Origin of the sequence: Roseomonas gilardii (assembly GCF_001941945.1) — a bacterium.
Taxonomy (GTDB): domain Bacteria; phylum Pseudomonadota; class Alphaproteobacteria; order Acetobacterales; family Acetobacteraceae; genus Roseomonas.
Window position 1 is genome coordinate 1,279,635 of the sequence record NZ_CP015583.1, and the last position, 12,365, is coordinate 1,291,999.

The 12,365-nt window shown below is 72.7% G+C and carries 13 protein-coding genes; 3 read left to right on the plus strand and 10 right to left on the minus strand.

What is annotated here, in order from left to right; all coding sequences use genetic code 11:
• Positions 1-2: 2 nt before the first annotated feature.
• From RGI145_RS05680 to RGI145_RS05695, 4 genes are all read right to left on the minus strand, one after another.
• On the minus strand, positions 3-278 hold the full coding sequence (locus RGI145_RS05680; RefSeq protein ID WP_075797596.1) for an acylphosphatase: 276 nt from the start codon (positions 276-278) through the stop codon (positions 3-5).
• Positions 278-997 carry an ATP12 family chaperone protein gene (locus tag RGI145_RS05685; protein ID WP_075797597.1) on the minus strand — a complete coding sequence of 240 codons (720 nt, stop codon included), beginning with the start codon at positions 995-997 and terminating at the stop codon, positions 278-280. Before RGI145_RS05685 ends, RGI145_RS05680 begins: the two co-directional genes overlap by 1 nt.
• Positions 998-1,230: 233 nt before the next feature.
• Positions 1,231-3,903: an AsmA family protein gene (locus RGI145_RS05690; RefSeq protein WP_075797598.1), complete on the minus strand. Its 2,673-nt coding sequence runs from the start codon at positions 3,901-3,903 to the stop codon at positions 1,231-1,233.
• The gene (locus tag RGI145_RS05695) at positions 3,903-4,874 is read right to left on the minus strand and encodes an RluA family pseudouridine synthase (protein ID WP_075797599.1); all 972 of its coding nucleotides are present in this window, start codon (positions 4,872-4,874) and stop codon (positions 3,903-3,905) included. The genes RGI145_RS05690 and RGI145_RS05695 overlap by 1 nt, the downstream gene beginning before the upstream one ends.
• A gap of 141 nt (positions 4,875-5,015) precedes the next feature.
• Between RGI145_RS05695 and RGI145_RS05700 the strand changes: the two genes are divergently transcribed.
• Positions 5,016-5,642, plus strand: coding sequence for a flavin reductase family protein (locus RGI145_RS05700; protein WP_075797600.1), 627 nt, complete (start codon positions 5,016-5,018; stop codon positions 5,640-5,642).
• Positions 5,643-5,657: 15 nt separating this feature from the next.
• Here RGI145_RS05700 and RGI145_RS05705 read toward each other — a convergent pair whose 3' ends face one another.
• From RGI145_RS05705 to RGI145_RS05720, 4 genes are all read right to left on the minus strand, one after another.
• On the minus strand, positions 5,658-7,058 hold the full coding sequence (locus tag RGI145_RS05705; protein ID WP_075797601.1) for a replication-associated recombination protein A: 1,401 nt from the start codon (positions 7,056-7,058) through the stop codon (positions 5,658-5,660).
• A gap of 150 nt (positions 7,059-7,208) precedes the next feature.
• Positions 7,209-7,586, minus strand: a complete 378-nt coding sequence (locus RGI145_RS05710) for a hypothetical protein (RefSeq protein WP_075797602.1) — start codon at positions 7,584-7,586, stop codon at positions 7,209-7,211.
• 2 nt (positions 7,587-7,588) lie between these two features.
• The gene (gene moaA, locus RGI145_RS05715) at positions 7,589-8,581 is read right to left on the minus strand and encodes a GTP 3',8-cyclase MoaA (RefSeq protein ID WP_075799867.1); all 993 of its coding nucleotides are present in this window, start codon (positions 8,579-8,581) and stop codon (positions 7,589-7,591) included.
• Positions 8,582-8,767: 186 nt separating this feature from the next.
• Positions 8,768-8,953, minus strand: coding sequence for a DUF3553 domain-containing protein (locus tag RGI145_RS05720; RefSeq protein ID WP_075797603.1), 186 nt, complete (start codon positions 8,951-8,953; stop codon positions 8,768-8,770).
• Between the two features lie 149 nt (positions 8,954-9,102).
• Between RGI145_RS05720 and RGI145_RS05725 the strand changes: the two genes are divergently transcribed.
• Positions 9,103-9,693: a histidine phosphotransferase family protein gene (locus RGI145_RS05725; protein WP_075797604.1), complete on the plus strand. Its 591-nt coding sequence runs from the start codon at positions 9,103-9,105 to the stop codon at positions 9,691-9,693.
• A gap of 33 nt (positions 9,694-9,726) precedes the next feature.
• Here RGI145_RS05725 and RGI145_RS05730 read toward each other — a convergent pair whose 3' ends face one another.
• Both RGI145_RS05730 and RGI145_RS05735 read right to left on the minus strand, forming a co-directional pair.
• Positions 9,727-10,140: a hypothetical protein gene (locus tag RGI145_RS05730; RefSeq protein ID WP_075797605.1), complete on the minus strand. Its 414-nt coding sequence runs from the start codon at positions 10,138-10,140 to the stop codon at positions 9,727-9,729.
• The gene (locus RGI145_RS05735) at positions 10,137-11,486 is read right to left on the minus strand and encodes a FliI/YscN family ATPase (protein WP_075797606.1); all 1,350 of its coding nucleotides are present in this window, start codon (positions 11,484-11,486) and stop codon (positions 10,137-10,139) included. Before RGI145_RS05735 ends, RGI145_RS05730 begins: the two co-directional genes overlap by 4 nt.
• Positions 11,487-11,596: 110 nt before the next feature.
• On the opposite strand from RGI145_RS05735, the gene ctrA reads away from it, so the two are divergent.
• Complete coding sequence (ctrA, locus tag RGI145_RS05740) at positions 11,597-12,337, plus strand: response regulator transcription factor CtrA (protein ID WP_075797607.1); 741 nt, start codon at positions 11,597-11,599, stop codon at positions 12,335-12,337.
• Positions 12,338-12,365: the final 28 nt, after the last annotated feature.

The following is a 12,365-nucleotide window of genomic DNA, read 5'->3' on the forward strand; positions in this document are numbered from 1 at the left end:
CCTCAGGCCGTCGGCAGGCGGCGGAAGCCCGGTTCGTCCGGCGCCTCGGCGAAGGATTCCACCAGCTCGTCCACCCAGGCCAGAGGCGGGCCCCGGCGGCAGGCGGACAGCACGTCGCGCACGGCCGCCTCGTCGCCGGACAGGAGCGCCTCCACGGACCCGTCCTGCCGGTTGCGGACCCAGCCGGCGAGGCCGTGCGCCCGCGCCTCGCGCAGCAGCCAGTCGCGGAACCCCACGCCCTGCACGCGTCCCCGGATGCGGATCAGCCGCGCCGCCATCAGTGCGCCCTCGCCAGGAAGAGCAGCCGGGCCGAAAGCGCCACGTCGGCGGCCAGCCTTTCCCGCCGCGCCAGGGCCTCGGCATCCTCGCCCCAGAAGGCTTCCTGGTAGGTCTCGTCCACGATGGAGAGACGGTGCGCCGCGACCGGGTCCAGTGCCCCGGCGGAAAGCGCCAGGCCGAGCACGAGGCTGCCCAGCGCCGGAACGGCGAGGCCCAGGGCGGAAAGCTCCAGCGGCGAATGCGCCGCCACCGCGTCCCGCAGCCGTTCCAGCGCTTCCGGGTCCTGCATGCGGTAGCCAATGCCGCTGGTCGGGTGCAGGCGGGCGCCGTGGCAAGTCGCGCACCAGTCGAGGACAGGGTCCCATTCCGCCGATTCCAGCGCGGCGAGGCGGCGATCCTCGGCGCGGTAGCAGAGCAGGTCGGTCTCGGCATAGCGGGCAATGGCCTCCACCGTCGGGCCGGGGTCCGGCGCGATCCGGTCCAGCCCGGTGGCGGTGAGGCGGGTGAGCGGCACCTCGTCCAGGCTCATCTCGCCGCCCTTTCCGCCGCCCGCCTGCTGCCATTCTCCGGCCACGGCCTCGGCTAGCGGGCGGCTGGGCAGGACGAAGCCGGCGGCGCGGCCATCCACGCCGGGCAGGCGCAGGGGCTTTCCGTCGAGCGTGATGGCGAAGCCGCCAGGCACCTCGGCATAGTCGGCCCGGTCCCAGAATCGCTTCATCGCGGGTCCTCCGGAGCGGCTTCGTCCCATCCGGGCGGGGGCGAAGCACTCTCTCCCCTCTGCGGTTGGCGGCGGCGCCCCTCCCGGTGGGGCGCTCCGCGACACTTCGCTCCCATCCTTCGCCGGGCCTGCGGCCAGAAGCTTTTCCGAACGGGAACGGCAGGTTCCGCCCCGGTCTAGACCAGATCGGCGCCGGGGCAAATGCACCCGCGGCGTCGTCCGGCCCGGCCGCCTCAGCGCCGCAGCAGACCGCGCAGCAGGTCGCCGACGCCGCCCTGCCGGTTCTCCGGCGCGGCCGGGGCCGGCACCGGCCCCTCGCGCCCGCCCCGGGCGATCCGGAGCTGCGCGGCGCAGCCCGCCTCGCTGTCGCCTTCGCCGAGGATCTGTCCCAGGGCCTGTCCGACCGCGCCGCCGGGATCGCTCCGGCGATTCGAGAGCTCGTTCAGGATCGCGGCACCGGCACTGGCCGCGCCCTGCGGGTCGGCGCGCAGGCGTGGCTGCGCCAGGGCGCCGTCCACCACCACCGGGATGGCCAGGCCGATGCCGCCGAGGCGGGCACGGGGCAGCAGCCGCAGGTCCAGCCTTTCCTGCCGCAGATCCACCGAGCCGGAGCCGAGCACGCTGGCGATATCGGTTTCCAGCAGCATCGCCTGGGCAGCGGCCACGCCGTCCCGCGCCTGGAGGCGCAGGGCGAGACAGCGCACCGCCTCGCTGCCGTTGCGCGGGGCGTTGGGCAGCAGCAGGCGGCGCAGGTCGCCCGCCACCGCGTCCAGCAGGCTGATATCCACCCGTCCATCGGCCAGGGCGAGACCGAGCGAGCCGTTCAGCCCGGCCGCCATCTCGCGCAGCGTCGTGCCCCTGGCGGACAGTGCGGTTTCCGCGTCGAGCATGCCGCTGACGCCGCCGGGCAGGCCCAGGGCCGGAATCAGCGCCGCGAGGTCGAGCGAGGGCGCCCGGGCCGACACATCCAGGCTGGGTGGGCTGGTCGCGCCCTCCGCCGCCACGCGCAGGGCGATCCGGCCACCGGGGCCGTCGATGGCCAGCGGATCGGCCAGCAGCCGCCCGCCATGCAGGGCCACCACGGCCTCGCCGTCCCGCCAGTCCAGCCGGGCGGCACGCAACAGCCCGATCCGGAGGCGGAGATCGGCCTCCAGGGCGGCGAGGCGGTCCAGCGGCACCGGCAGGTCGGGGATGACCTTGCGGCCCCCGGCGGGCAGGACGGGCGGCGCGGGCGCGGCGGGGGCCGCGGGCGGGGTGCCGCCGGCGTCCTGGCTTGCCCCTTGGCCTGATCCTTGCGCATCCGCCTTCGCGGCCGGGGCGGGCGGCAGGGCTGGCGGGATGGCGTCCAGATCGAGCCGCGCGATGTCGATCCGCCCGTCCAGCGCCGGCACGCTGCCGGGCCGCAACCGCAGATCGCCCGTTGCCTCGGCCTGTTCCGAGCGCAGGGCGAGGTTCCGCAGCCCGATCCATCCTTCCGCCTCGCCCGCCAGATGCGTGCTGGCCTCCAGGCCTCGCAGGCCGGGCAGGGGGAGGCGCGCCCGCTGCCCGAGGGCGCGCAGGTCCTGCGTCCTCAGGGAAAGGTCCAGAGCCGCACCTTCGAGCCCGGGCCCCGCCAGCGTGCCGCCGAGGGAAAGGGCGAGATCCTCGCCGGTCACCGAGACCTGCATCGGCCAGGGGCCCCGGCCCGACTGCGCCGCCCGGGGCGGCGGCAGGTCGGCCTTCCAGCTCAGCGGCAGGTCGCCGATCTGGGCCTCGCCGGTGGCGGACAACGGGGCGTCGAGATCCGGCGCGGTGACCGTGATGGGGCCGAGCGAGATGTCCGGCCCGCTCTCGCGGCGGGGCAGGTCCACCTTCCCGGCGGCGAGGCGGATCGCCCTCGGCCCTTCGGGAGCGAGGTCCATGTCGAGGGCAAGGTCCTCGGCCGGCGGCAGCGCCAGTGCCGGCACCAGTATCGCCAGGCGCGCGCTGTTGTCGGCGGAGACCCTCAGCCGGCCGGACCAGGTGTTTCCGGAAAAGGTGCCTGAAAGCTGCGCCTGTATCCCTTCGCCGGACAGGGAGGCATCGATGGGCCAGTCCTGGGCCGGGCGCTCCGTCGCCGGGGACGCGGATGCCTGCCCCGACCGGATTCCCGGTTGCGCGGAAAGCAGGCCGGAGAGGGTGCCGCCGCGGGCATCCAGCGACAGGGGGAGGCCCCGGAAGCCGACATCGCCCGCCATGCGGAGGGTGCCGTCCCCCTCGGTGTGCAGGGTCAGCCTGGGCAGGGCCAGCCGCTCCGTGCGGCCGGACCGCATGTCATGCCAAACCGCGCTGCCGTCGCGCAGCTCCACCTGACGCAGCTCCACCGCATAGCCCTGGGCTGGGCGGCTGCCCCGGGGCGCGCCGCCCTGTGCCGGGGCGGCGTGGGAATCGGGGGTCTGCGCCGGGGCGGCGGCCGGGTGGAAGCGCCAGTTGGGCTGCCCTGCGGCATCCGTCTCCAGCAGCAGTTCCGGCGCCACCACCGTCAGGTGCCGGATCTCCAGCCGCTGCGACAGAAGCGGCAGCAGCGCCACCTCCGCCTCCACGCGGCGGGCGGTGAACATCTCCGGTTGCGTGCCGCCCGGGGCATTGGCGAAGCGCGGGCCTTCCAGCACCACGGTCGGCACCAGCGCCAGCTTCAGCCCCACCGGCCCGGACAGGGTGAACCTGCGGCCCGTGGCGGCGGTGACCGCGCCTTCCACCCGCTGGCGCAGGTTCTCGCCATCCAGCAGCACCGAAAGGGTGGCATAGCTCAGCAGGGGCAGCACCAGGACCACCCCTCCGGCGATCCACCACCCCCGGCGGCGGCGGCGCCGCGGCGCGGCCGGTTCGGGGCCCGAGGGATCGCGCGGGGGCAGCCCGCCATCCATCGGCGCCTCGGGCGGGGCCATTATCCTCGTATCCAGCGGGGACGGGGGGTCTTCGGGCGGTCGAAGCCGAGGAAGACGAAGGTCTCGTTCATGTGCGGCGGCAGCGGCGCCGTGACCTCCAGCCGTCCGCCCTCGGGATGCGGCACGGCGATGGCGCGGGCATGCAGGTGCAACTGGCCGGACAGGTCCTCCAGATGCGCCGCCGATCCGCCATACTTGCCGTCGCCCACGATCGGGCATTTCAGCGCCGAGGCGGCATGCACGCGGAGCTGGTGCGTGCGGCCGGTAAGCGGGTTCATCTCCAGCCAGGCCGCATGGCCGCGCGCCGCGTCCACGGTGCGGAAGTCCGTGATCGCGCGGGTGCCGTCCCCGTCCTCGGCCGGGGCGGTGCGCTCGCCCCGGGCACCGGCCAGCTTGGCGAGCGGCATGTTGATCCGCCCTTCGCGCGGCGTGGGCACCCCGGCGACCACGGCCCAGTAGGTCTTCTCCGCGTCGCGCCCCCGGAAGGCGGCGGCCAGCTTCGCGGCGGCGGCGGCGGTGCGGGCCAGCAGCAGCACGCCGGAGGTGTCGCGGTCCAGCCGGTGGACGAGGCGCGGCCGCTCCTCCGCGCCGAAGCGCAACGCGTCCAGCATGGCATCGAGGTTGCGGGTGATGCCCGGCCCGCCCTGGACCGCCAGCCCGTGCGGCTTGTCGAGGGCGATCACGCTGTCGTCGCGGTAGATCACCATGCGCTCCAGCATCGCCGCGTCGCGTTCCGAGACCTCGCGGACCGGCTTCGGCGCCGGGGCGCTGGGCATGGGCGGGATGCGGATCTCCTGCCCGGGCGCGAGGCGCGTGCCGGTCTCGGCCCGCTTGCCGTCGACGCGGATCTGCCCGGTGCGCAGCATCTTCTGCAGGGCGCCCTGGGTCAGGGCGGGATAATGCCGGCGGAACCAGCGGTCGAGGCGCAGGTCGGCCTCGTCCGGTGCGACGGAGCGGGTGGAAACGGTCATGACCGGGCGGGTTTAGCATCGCCCGGGGCCGGGCACATCCCGCCGTGACGCGGAGGGATGCCGGGAAGCGGGCCTGCCTCGCCACAAGGGCCGAACCGGGGCAGGTTCGGCCCCCAGCACGCCACCGGAGCAAGGCCCAGCATGACCCAGCAGGACGACATCCACTTCTACGAGCCGGCCAAGGGCCATGGCCTGCCGCATGACCCGTTCAACGCGATCGTCGGGCCGCGCCCCATCGGCTGGGTCTCCACCCAGGGCCAGGACGGCAGCATCAACCTCGCGCCCTACAGCTTCTTCAACGCCTTCTGCTACACGCCGCCGATCATCGGCTTCTCCTCCACCGGGGCGAAGGACAGCCTGCGCAACGCGCGGGAGACGGGGGAATTCGTCTGGAACCTCGCGACGCGGGAGCTGGCCGAGGCGATGAATGCGAGCTGCGCCCCGGTGCCCTACGGCACCGACGAGTTCGCCCTGGCCGGGCTGGAGAAGGCGCCCTCCCGCCTCGTCGCGCCGCCGCGCGTGGCGGCCAGCCCGGTGCAGTTCGAATGCAAGGTCTCCGAGATCGTCCAGCTCAAGGGATATCGCGGCAACCCTGCCCAGGCCTGGCTGGTGCTGGGCGAGGTGATCGCGGTGCATATCCGCCGCAGCCTGCTGAAGGACGGCATCTTCGACACCTTCGGCGCCGGCGTGATCCTGCGCGCCGGGGGGCCGAGCGCCTATGCCGCGATCGCGCCGGAGAACCGCTTCGACATGCGGCGGCCAGGCTGAAGGGCGGCGGCGCGGTCAGCCCTCGGGCTCTCCTTCGCCGCGCCGCGCCGCCCGCAGCTCCTCCCACTGCTCCAGCCGCGCCGCCACCCGGGCCTCCGCGCCCCGGTCGGTGGGGCGGTAGAAGCGGCGGCGCGCCATCCCCTCGGGGAAGTAGTCCTGGCCGGAGAAGGCGTCCTCCTGGTCGTGGTCATAGGCATAGCCATGGCCGTAGCCGAGCTGCTTCATCAGCTTCGTGGGCGCGTTCAGGATATGGGCGGGCGGCATCAGGCTGCCCGTCTCCGCCGCCGCGGCCTGGGCTTCCTTCCAGGCGACATAGGCGGCGTTGGACTTGGGCGCCGCGCCCAGATGCAGCACGAGCTGCGCCAGCGCCAGTTCCCCCTCCGGCGAGCCGAGCCGCTCATAGGCCTGCCAGGCCGCCAGGGCGAGGTGCAGCGAGGCGGGATCGGCGGCGCCGATATCCTCGGAGGCGAAGCGCAACAGGCGGCGGGCGATGTAGCGCGGGTCCTCCCCGCCCCGGACCATGCGGGCGAACCAGTAGAGCGCGGCATCCGGGTCCGAGCCCCGCAGCGACTTGTGCAGGGCGGAGATGAGGTTGAAATGCTCCTCCCGGTCCTTGTCGTACAGCGCGGCGCGCTTCGCCAGCAGCTCCGACAGCCCCCGCGCATCCAGCGGCGCCGTGTCTTCCGGCAGGGCGAGAAGCTGTTCCGCCATGTTCAGCAGGTAGCGCCCGTCGCCATCGGCCATGGCGCGCAGCGCGGCCCGCGCCGCCTCGTCCAGCGGCAGGGGGCGCCCGGCCTCCTCCGCGGCGCGGTCCAGCAGCAGGTCCAGCGCCGCATCGTCCAGCCGCCGCAGCACCAGCACCTGGCAGCGCGAGAGCAGGGCGCCGTTCAGCGCGAAGGACGGGTTCTCCGTGGTGGCACCGACCAGCACCACCGTGCCGTTCTCCACCACCGGCAGGAAGCCGTCCTGCTGCGCCCGGTTGAAGCGGTGGATCTCGTCCACGAAGAGCAGTGTGCCCTGGCCGTTCTGGCGCCGGGCGCGGGCCTCGTCGAAGGCCCGCTTGAGATCGGCGACGCCGGAGAAGACCGCCGAGAGCGGCGCGAAGCGGAGCCCGGCCTCGTCGGCCAGCAGGCGCGCGATGGTGGTCTTGCCCACCCCGGGCGGCCCCCAGAGGATCAGCGAGGCCAGGGCGTTGCGGTCGAGCATCCGGCGCAGGCTGCCCTGCGGGCCGAGCAGGTGGTCCTGCCCCACCACCTCCGCGAGGCGGCGCGGACGCAAGCGGTCGGCCAAGGGAGCGGAGGCGGGGGCGTTCCCGGTGGCGTCCGGTCCGGATGCGGGGCCGGCGCCGGGTTCCGGCGTCCCGCCGAACAGGTCCGGTGCGGCGTGGGAGGTCTCTGGGGCACGCTTGGGCGGCATGGGGCGCAACCTAGAGCAGATCGCTCCGGAACGGCATCGCCCGGAAGCGTGAATCCGCGCCCCGGACGAGAATCCGGGGCCTGCGCGATGCGGGCGGGCGGGGCGCGAACGCCCTGGCGCCGGGAGGCCGGCGCGGGTCCGGCCGCGCCCTCAGCGCAGCCGCGGCTCCTGCCGGTAGCCGTGGGCGCCCGGCACTTCCGGCGGCGGCGGCACGGGCGGCGTGGTGCGGATCGGCCGGATGTCACGCTGTGCGGTGGCCCGCATCGAGGGCGGGCTTTCCCAGCCTTCCTCGGGCGTGAGGCGGCGCGCGGAGGGCAGTTCCGGCAGGCGCATGGCCAGGGCGCGGATATCGTCCTGGATCTCGTCAAGCTGCGCTTCCAGCGATTCCAGGCGGCCCTTCACGCCGAAGACGCTGAAGGGCATCAGCAGGAAGGCGATCGCCGCCATGAGCAGCAGCAGGGCCACCACGAGGCCCGACCATTCGGGCAGCCCCGGTATCGCAAGGGAATGGATCAGTTCGGACGGCACGTTCAGCCCCCGGTGACGGACATGTGACGATGCAGTGCAGGACGAGCCTGCCTCCGGTCAATCACGAAGTCATGTCCCTTCGGCTTGCGGGCGATGGCGTCGCGGATCGCATCCTGCAAACCGGCCTCTCCGAGCGCCGGGTCGCGCAGCGGGTGGCGCAGGTCCGCCGCATCCTCCTGCCCCAGGCACATGTAAAGCGTGCCCGTGCAGGTAAGGCGGACGCGGTTGCATCTCTCGCAGAAATTGTGGGTCATCGGCGTGATGAAGCCGAGGCGGCCGCCGGTCTCCGCCACGCGGTAGTAGCGGGCCGGGCCGCCCGTGCGGTGGTCGCTCTCCTCCAGCGTCCAGTTCCGCCGCAGCCGGGACCGCACCAGCGAGAGCGGCAGGTACTGGTCCGTGCGGTCGCCGCTGATCTCGCCCAGCGGCATGGTCTCGATCAGGGTGAGGTCGAAGCCATGCTCGCCGCACCATTCGACCATCCGGTCGAACTCGGCCTCGTTCACGTCCTTCAGCGCCACGGCATTGATCTTCACGGCGAGGCCGGCGGCCTTGGCGGCGAAGATCCCGTCCAGCGTCTGGTCCAGCTTTCCCCAGCGCGTGACCGCGCGGAATCTGTCGGGGTCCAGCGTGTCGAGCGAGACGTTCACCCGCCGTACCCCGGCAGCGTAGAGATCGTCCGCCAGCTTCGTGAGCTGCGTGCCGTTGGTGGTGACCGTCAGCTCCCGCAGCCCGCCGCCATGCAGCCGGGCGCCCAGGGCGCGGAACAGGGTGATCACGTTGCGCCGGACCAGGGGTTCGCCGCCGGTCAGCCGGATGCGTTCCACCCCCAGGTCGATGAAGGCGCCACAGAGCCGCTCCAGCTCCTCCAGCCCGAGGACCTCCGCCTTCGGCAGAAAGGTCATGTCCTCCGCCATGCAATAAACGCAGCGCAGGTCGCAGCGATCCGTGACCGAGACACGCAGGTAGCTGATGCGCCGTCCGAACGGGTCTTCCATCGGCAAGGGCGCCACCCCGGCGAGGGCGGTGTCGGCGGGGAAGGGCAGGGTCAGGTCGGACACGATGGCCTTGGCATCTGTGGATGGGCCCGGCGAAACGACGGCGGCTGGCACTCCGATGTGGCGGGACGCGGCGGTCACCGCAAGGCCCCGCCGGCACGGCGCAGCCCTGCCTCCGCCTCGCCCTCAGCGATCCGGCACGATTTCCAGTGTCACATGCACCGTATTGATCAGCAGCTTGCCCGCATGTTCGAAATTGACCGTCACACGCTCTCCGGTCACGGACTGCACCTGCCCGATGCCCCAGTCCGGGCGCGACGGATGGCGCACGCGCATTCCAGGCTCGATCAGGTCGCTGTTGCCGACGGACATGCCGGCAGGATGGCACCGGCCCGCACCCGGTGTCCATGAGGGGGCCGGGAGGGCGAGGCCGTCACGGCGGCGGAAGGAAGGGCAGGCATTCATCTTGCGGCAACCCCCGATCCGCCAGAGAGCATGCTTTCCCACGGAACCGACACCGGATGCGATTCGACCTTTCCCTGACCCAGGATCTCTGCGCCCGCCTCTGCCACGACCTGGGCGGCCCCCTGGGCAGCGTGTCCGGTGCGCTCGACCTGATCGGGCCGGTGGACGAGGCCGCGCTGGTGGCCCGCGAAAGCGCCGAGGTGCTGGAGGGCCGGCTGCGGCTCTGGCGGGCGCTCGCCGGCGCCGGCGCCGGCCCGCTGGACCGGGAGGGTCTCGCCACGCTGCTGGCCGGCGGCTTCGGCGGCGGTCGCGTTTCCGCCGACCTGTCCAGCATGGAGGACGGGGAACTGCCCGCGACCATGGCCCGCGCGGCCCTGGCCGCCGCCATGCTGGGCGGCGAGGCCCTGCCGCGCGGCGGCACGGTGCGCCTTTCCGGCGGTGCCGGCGCCCTCCTGGTGCTGCCGGAGGGGCGCAACGCCCACTGGCCGCCCGGCCTGGCCCTGGCGCTGGCCGGAGAGGCGGTGAGCGGCCCGCGCGAGGTGCTCGCGCCGCTGCTGGTGACGCTGGCGGAAACGGCGGAATGCCGGCTGGACATGGTGCCGTCCGGGAACGACGGGATCGAGGGACTGAGCCTGCTGCCGCTCTGACGGCAGAGGGAGCGGGCCACGCGGCGGACCGTTTCAGCGCGTCCTGCCGCGCAGCCCCGCCGCGTCGAGCGCCTGCCGCTCCGCCTTCGCGGCGTGGCGTTCGGCCTCGTCCTCCCACCGCTCCTGCAACCGTTCCACCGCCCGTTCCGAGGCGCGGGCAGCGGCCAGCGCCGCCCGCGCCTGCTCCGCCGCCGCCTCCGCCCGCCGGGCGGCCTGCATCGCGTCGTCCCGCTGCCGCAGCCCGAGGGGAAGCCAGGCGGTGTGGTCGCGCGGCTCGGCGGCCAGCGCCGCCTCACGCCGCAAGGCCTCCTCCGCCGCCTGGGCGGATCGCTCCGCCGTGGCGAGCCGCGACAGGCGGTCGCCGAAGACGCGCTTCGCCTGCTCCATCTCGGTCGCCCGCAGCCGCCGCAGCACGGCCAGGGGATCGCGCCCGCCCGGCCGGCTCATGCGCCCTCCAGGGCCTGCGCCAGGCGGTGGAAGGCATCCTCCACCGTGCCGCGCTCCTCCCGGCCCTGGGCCAGCACGGCCTCGATCCCCGGTGCCAGGCGGATGGCCTCGTCCACCGCCGGGTCGCTGCCGGCGCGATAGGCCCCCAGACGCACGAGGTCCGCCATGTCCCGTTGCAGCGACAGGATCTTCCGCGCCCGCACCAGCAGGGGCCTTTCCTCGGGCCTCAGGCAGCCCGGTGAGGTGCGCGACAGCGAGCGCAGCACGTCCACCGCCGGATAGCGCCCCGCCTCCCCGATGGCGCGGTCGAGCACGACATGGCCATCGAGGATGCCGCGCACGGCATCGGCCACCGGCTCGTCATGGTCGTCACCCTCCACCAGCACGGTGAAGAGGCCCGTGATGCTGCCGCCGCCCGCGCCCTCCGCCGCCATGCCGGCGCGTTCGAGCAGGCGCGGCAGTTCCGCGAAGACGGAAGGGGGATAGCCCTTCGTGGCGGGCGGCTCGCCGGCCGCGAGCCCGATCTCCCGCAGTGCCATGGCGAAGCGGGTGACACTGTCCATCAGCAGCAGCACGCGCCGCCCCTCGTCGCGGAAATGCTCGGCGACGCTCATCGCGGCCAGGGCCGCGTCGCGTCGTTCCAGCGGCGAGGCATCGGAGGTGGCGCAGACCACCACGCTGCGCGCCCGGCCCTCCGGCCCGAGATCGTCCTCCAGGAACTCCCGCAACTCGCGCCCCCGCTCCCCCACCAGGCAGATCACGGCCACGTCGCAGTCGGCGCCCCTGGCCAGCATCGACATCAGCGTGGACTTGCCGACGCCCGAGGCCGCGAAAAGGCCCAGGCGCTGACCACGCCGGCAGGTGGCGAAAAGATCGAGCGCCCGGACGCCCAGGTCGATCCGCTCTCCCAGGCGCGCGCGCAGCCCGGCCGGGGGAGGGGAGGCATGGAGACGGCGCCGCCGGGACCCCGGCGGCGGAGTCGCCGCGCCATCCATGGAACGCCCATAGGCATCGACCACCCGCCCCAGCCAGCCGTCCGAAGGGGCGATTCCAGTCTCTCCGGCAAGCCGGACCGTGTCTCCGACGGCCACACCGTCCGGCCTGCGGTCCAGCGCTGCCTGGACGATTCCATTATTCGCTCCAACAACCTCTAATCTGATAATATTCTCATAATTACAGACAAATTGGAGTTGGGCGCCGAGAGCGGGTGCGGGGTGGAAGCCAGACAGCGTCAAGCCCTGTCCGAGCACCGATTCCACAGATCCATATCTGGCAATAGGTTGTTTTTGGATGAATAAATTCGAAAGCGCCAGCAGGCGAGGCGTCAGGGAGCCAAGGCTGTCCATATCTTTTATGATTTCCGTCTCATGTCTTCACTCGCTCAATCTCTAAAATGACCCTTTTCAGTTTCCGAATTATGAGGCCAAATGCACGCATAAGGTGTGGAGCAAAAAAGATGCGAGTTCTTCTGGTTGAGGATGATCTCACGACCGCCCGCGGCATCTCCTTGATGCTGAAATCCGCTTCGATGATCGTGGACACGGCCGATACGGGCGAGGAAGCGCTGGAGCTGGCCCGCCTCTACGACTACGACATCGTCATCCAGGACCTGATGCTGCCGGACATGGAGGGCTACGAGGTCGTTCGCCGGCTGCGGGCGGCGCGCATCGAGACGCCGGTGCTGATCCTCTCGGGCCTCTCGCGGCCGCAGGCGAAGGTGAAGGGCTTCGGCATGGGGGCCGACGACTTCATCGTGAAGCCCTTTGACCAGCAGGAGCTCATCGCACGCATCCAGGCGATCGTGCGCCGCGCCAAGGGCTTCGCTCAGCCCAGCCTGACGGTGGGCGACATGACGCTCGACCTCGCCTCCCGCGAGGTGACGGTCAACGGCCGGCCTGTCCACCTGACCAGCAAGGAATATGCAACGCTGGAACTCCTGACGCTGCGCAAGGGTGCGGTGCTGACGAAGGAAGCCTTCCTCAACCACCTCTATGGCGGCATGGATGAACCGGAGGTGAAGATCATCGACGTCTTCATCTGCAAGCTGCGCAAGAAGCTGGCCCAGGCGGGCTGCTCCGACCTGATCGGCACGGTCTGGGGCCGCGGCTATGTGCTGCGGGAACCGGTGGGAAACATCCGGGCCGCGAAGGCGCAGAAGACCGAGGAAACCCCTAAGATCCCCCTCGTCGCCGCCTGAAGGGGGCGGATCAGGCAAGGGGGCTGTT

Coding starts and splice junctions, on each gene's coding strand:
- RGI145_RS05680 (WP_075797596.1), bottom strand. CDS start 278: ATGGCGGCGCGGCTGATCCGCATCCGGGGACGCGTGCAGGGCGTGGGG.
- RGI145_RS05685 (WP_075797597.1), bottom strand. CDS start 997: ATGAAGCGATTCTGGGACCGGGCCGACTATGCCGAGGTGCCTGGCGGC.
- RGI145_RS05690 (WP_075797598.1), bottom strand. CDS start 3,903: ATGGCCCCGCCCGAGGCGCCGATGGATGGCGGGCTGCCCCCGCGCGAT.
- RGI145_RS05695 (WP_075797599.1), bottom strand. CDS start 4,874: ATGACCGTTTCCACCCGCTCCGTCGCACCGGACGAGGCCGACCTGCGC.
- RGI145_RS05700 (WP_075797600.1), top strand. CDS start 5,016: ATGACCCAGCAGGACGACATCCACTTCTACGAGCCGGCCAAGGGCCAT.
- RGI145_RS05705 (WP_075797601.1), bottom strand. CDS start 7,058: ATGCCGCCCAAGCGTGCCCCAGAGACCTCCCACGCCGCACCGGACCTG.
- moaA (WP_075799867.1), bottom strand. CDS start 8,581: ATGGAAGACCCGTTCGGACGGCGCATCAGCTACCTGCGTGTCTCGGTC.
- RGI145_RS05720 (WP_075797603.1), bottom strand. CDS start 8,953: ATGTCCGTCGGCAACAGCGACCTGATCGAGCCTGGAATGCGCGTGCGC.
- RGI145_RS05725 (WP_075797604.1), top strand. CDS start 9,103: ATGCGATTCGACCTTTCCCTGACCCAGGATCTCTGCGCCCGCCTCTGC.
- RGI145_RS05730 (WP_075797605.1), bottom strand. CDS start 10,140: ATGAGCCGGCCGGGCGGGCGCGATCCCCTGGCCGTGCTGCGGCGGCTG.
- RGI145_RS05735 (WP_075797606.1), bottom strand. CDS start 11,486: ATGGACAGCCTTGGCTCCCTGACGCCTCGCCTGCTGGCGCTTTCGAAT.
- ctrA (WP_075797607.1), top strand. CDS start 11,597: ATGCGAGTTCTTCTGGTTGAGGATGATCTCACGACCGCCCGCGGCATC.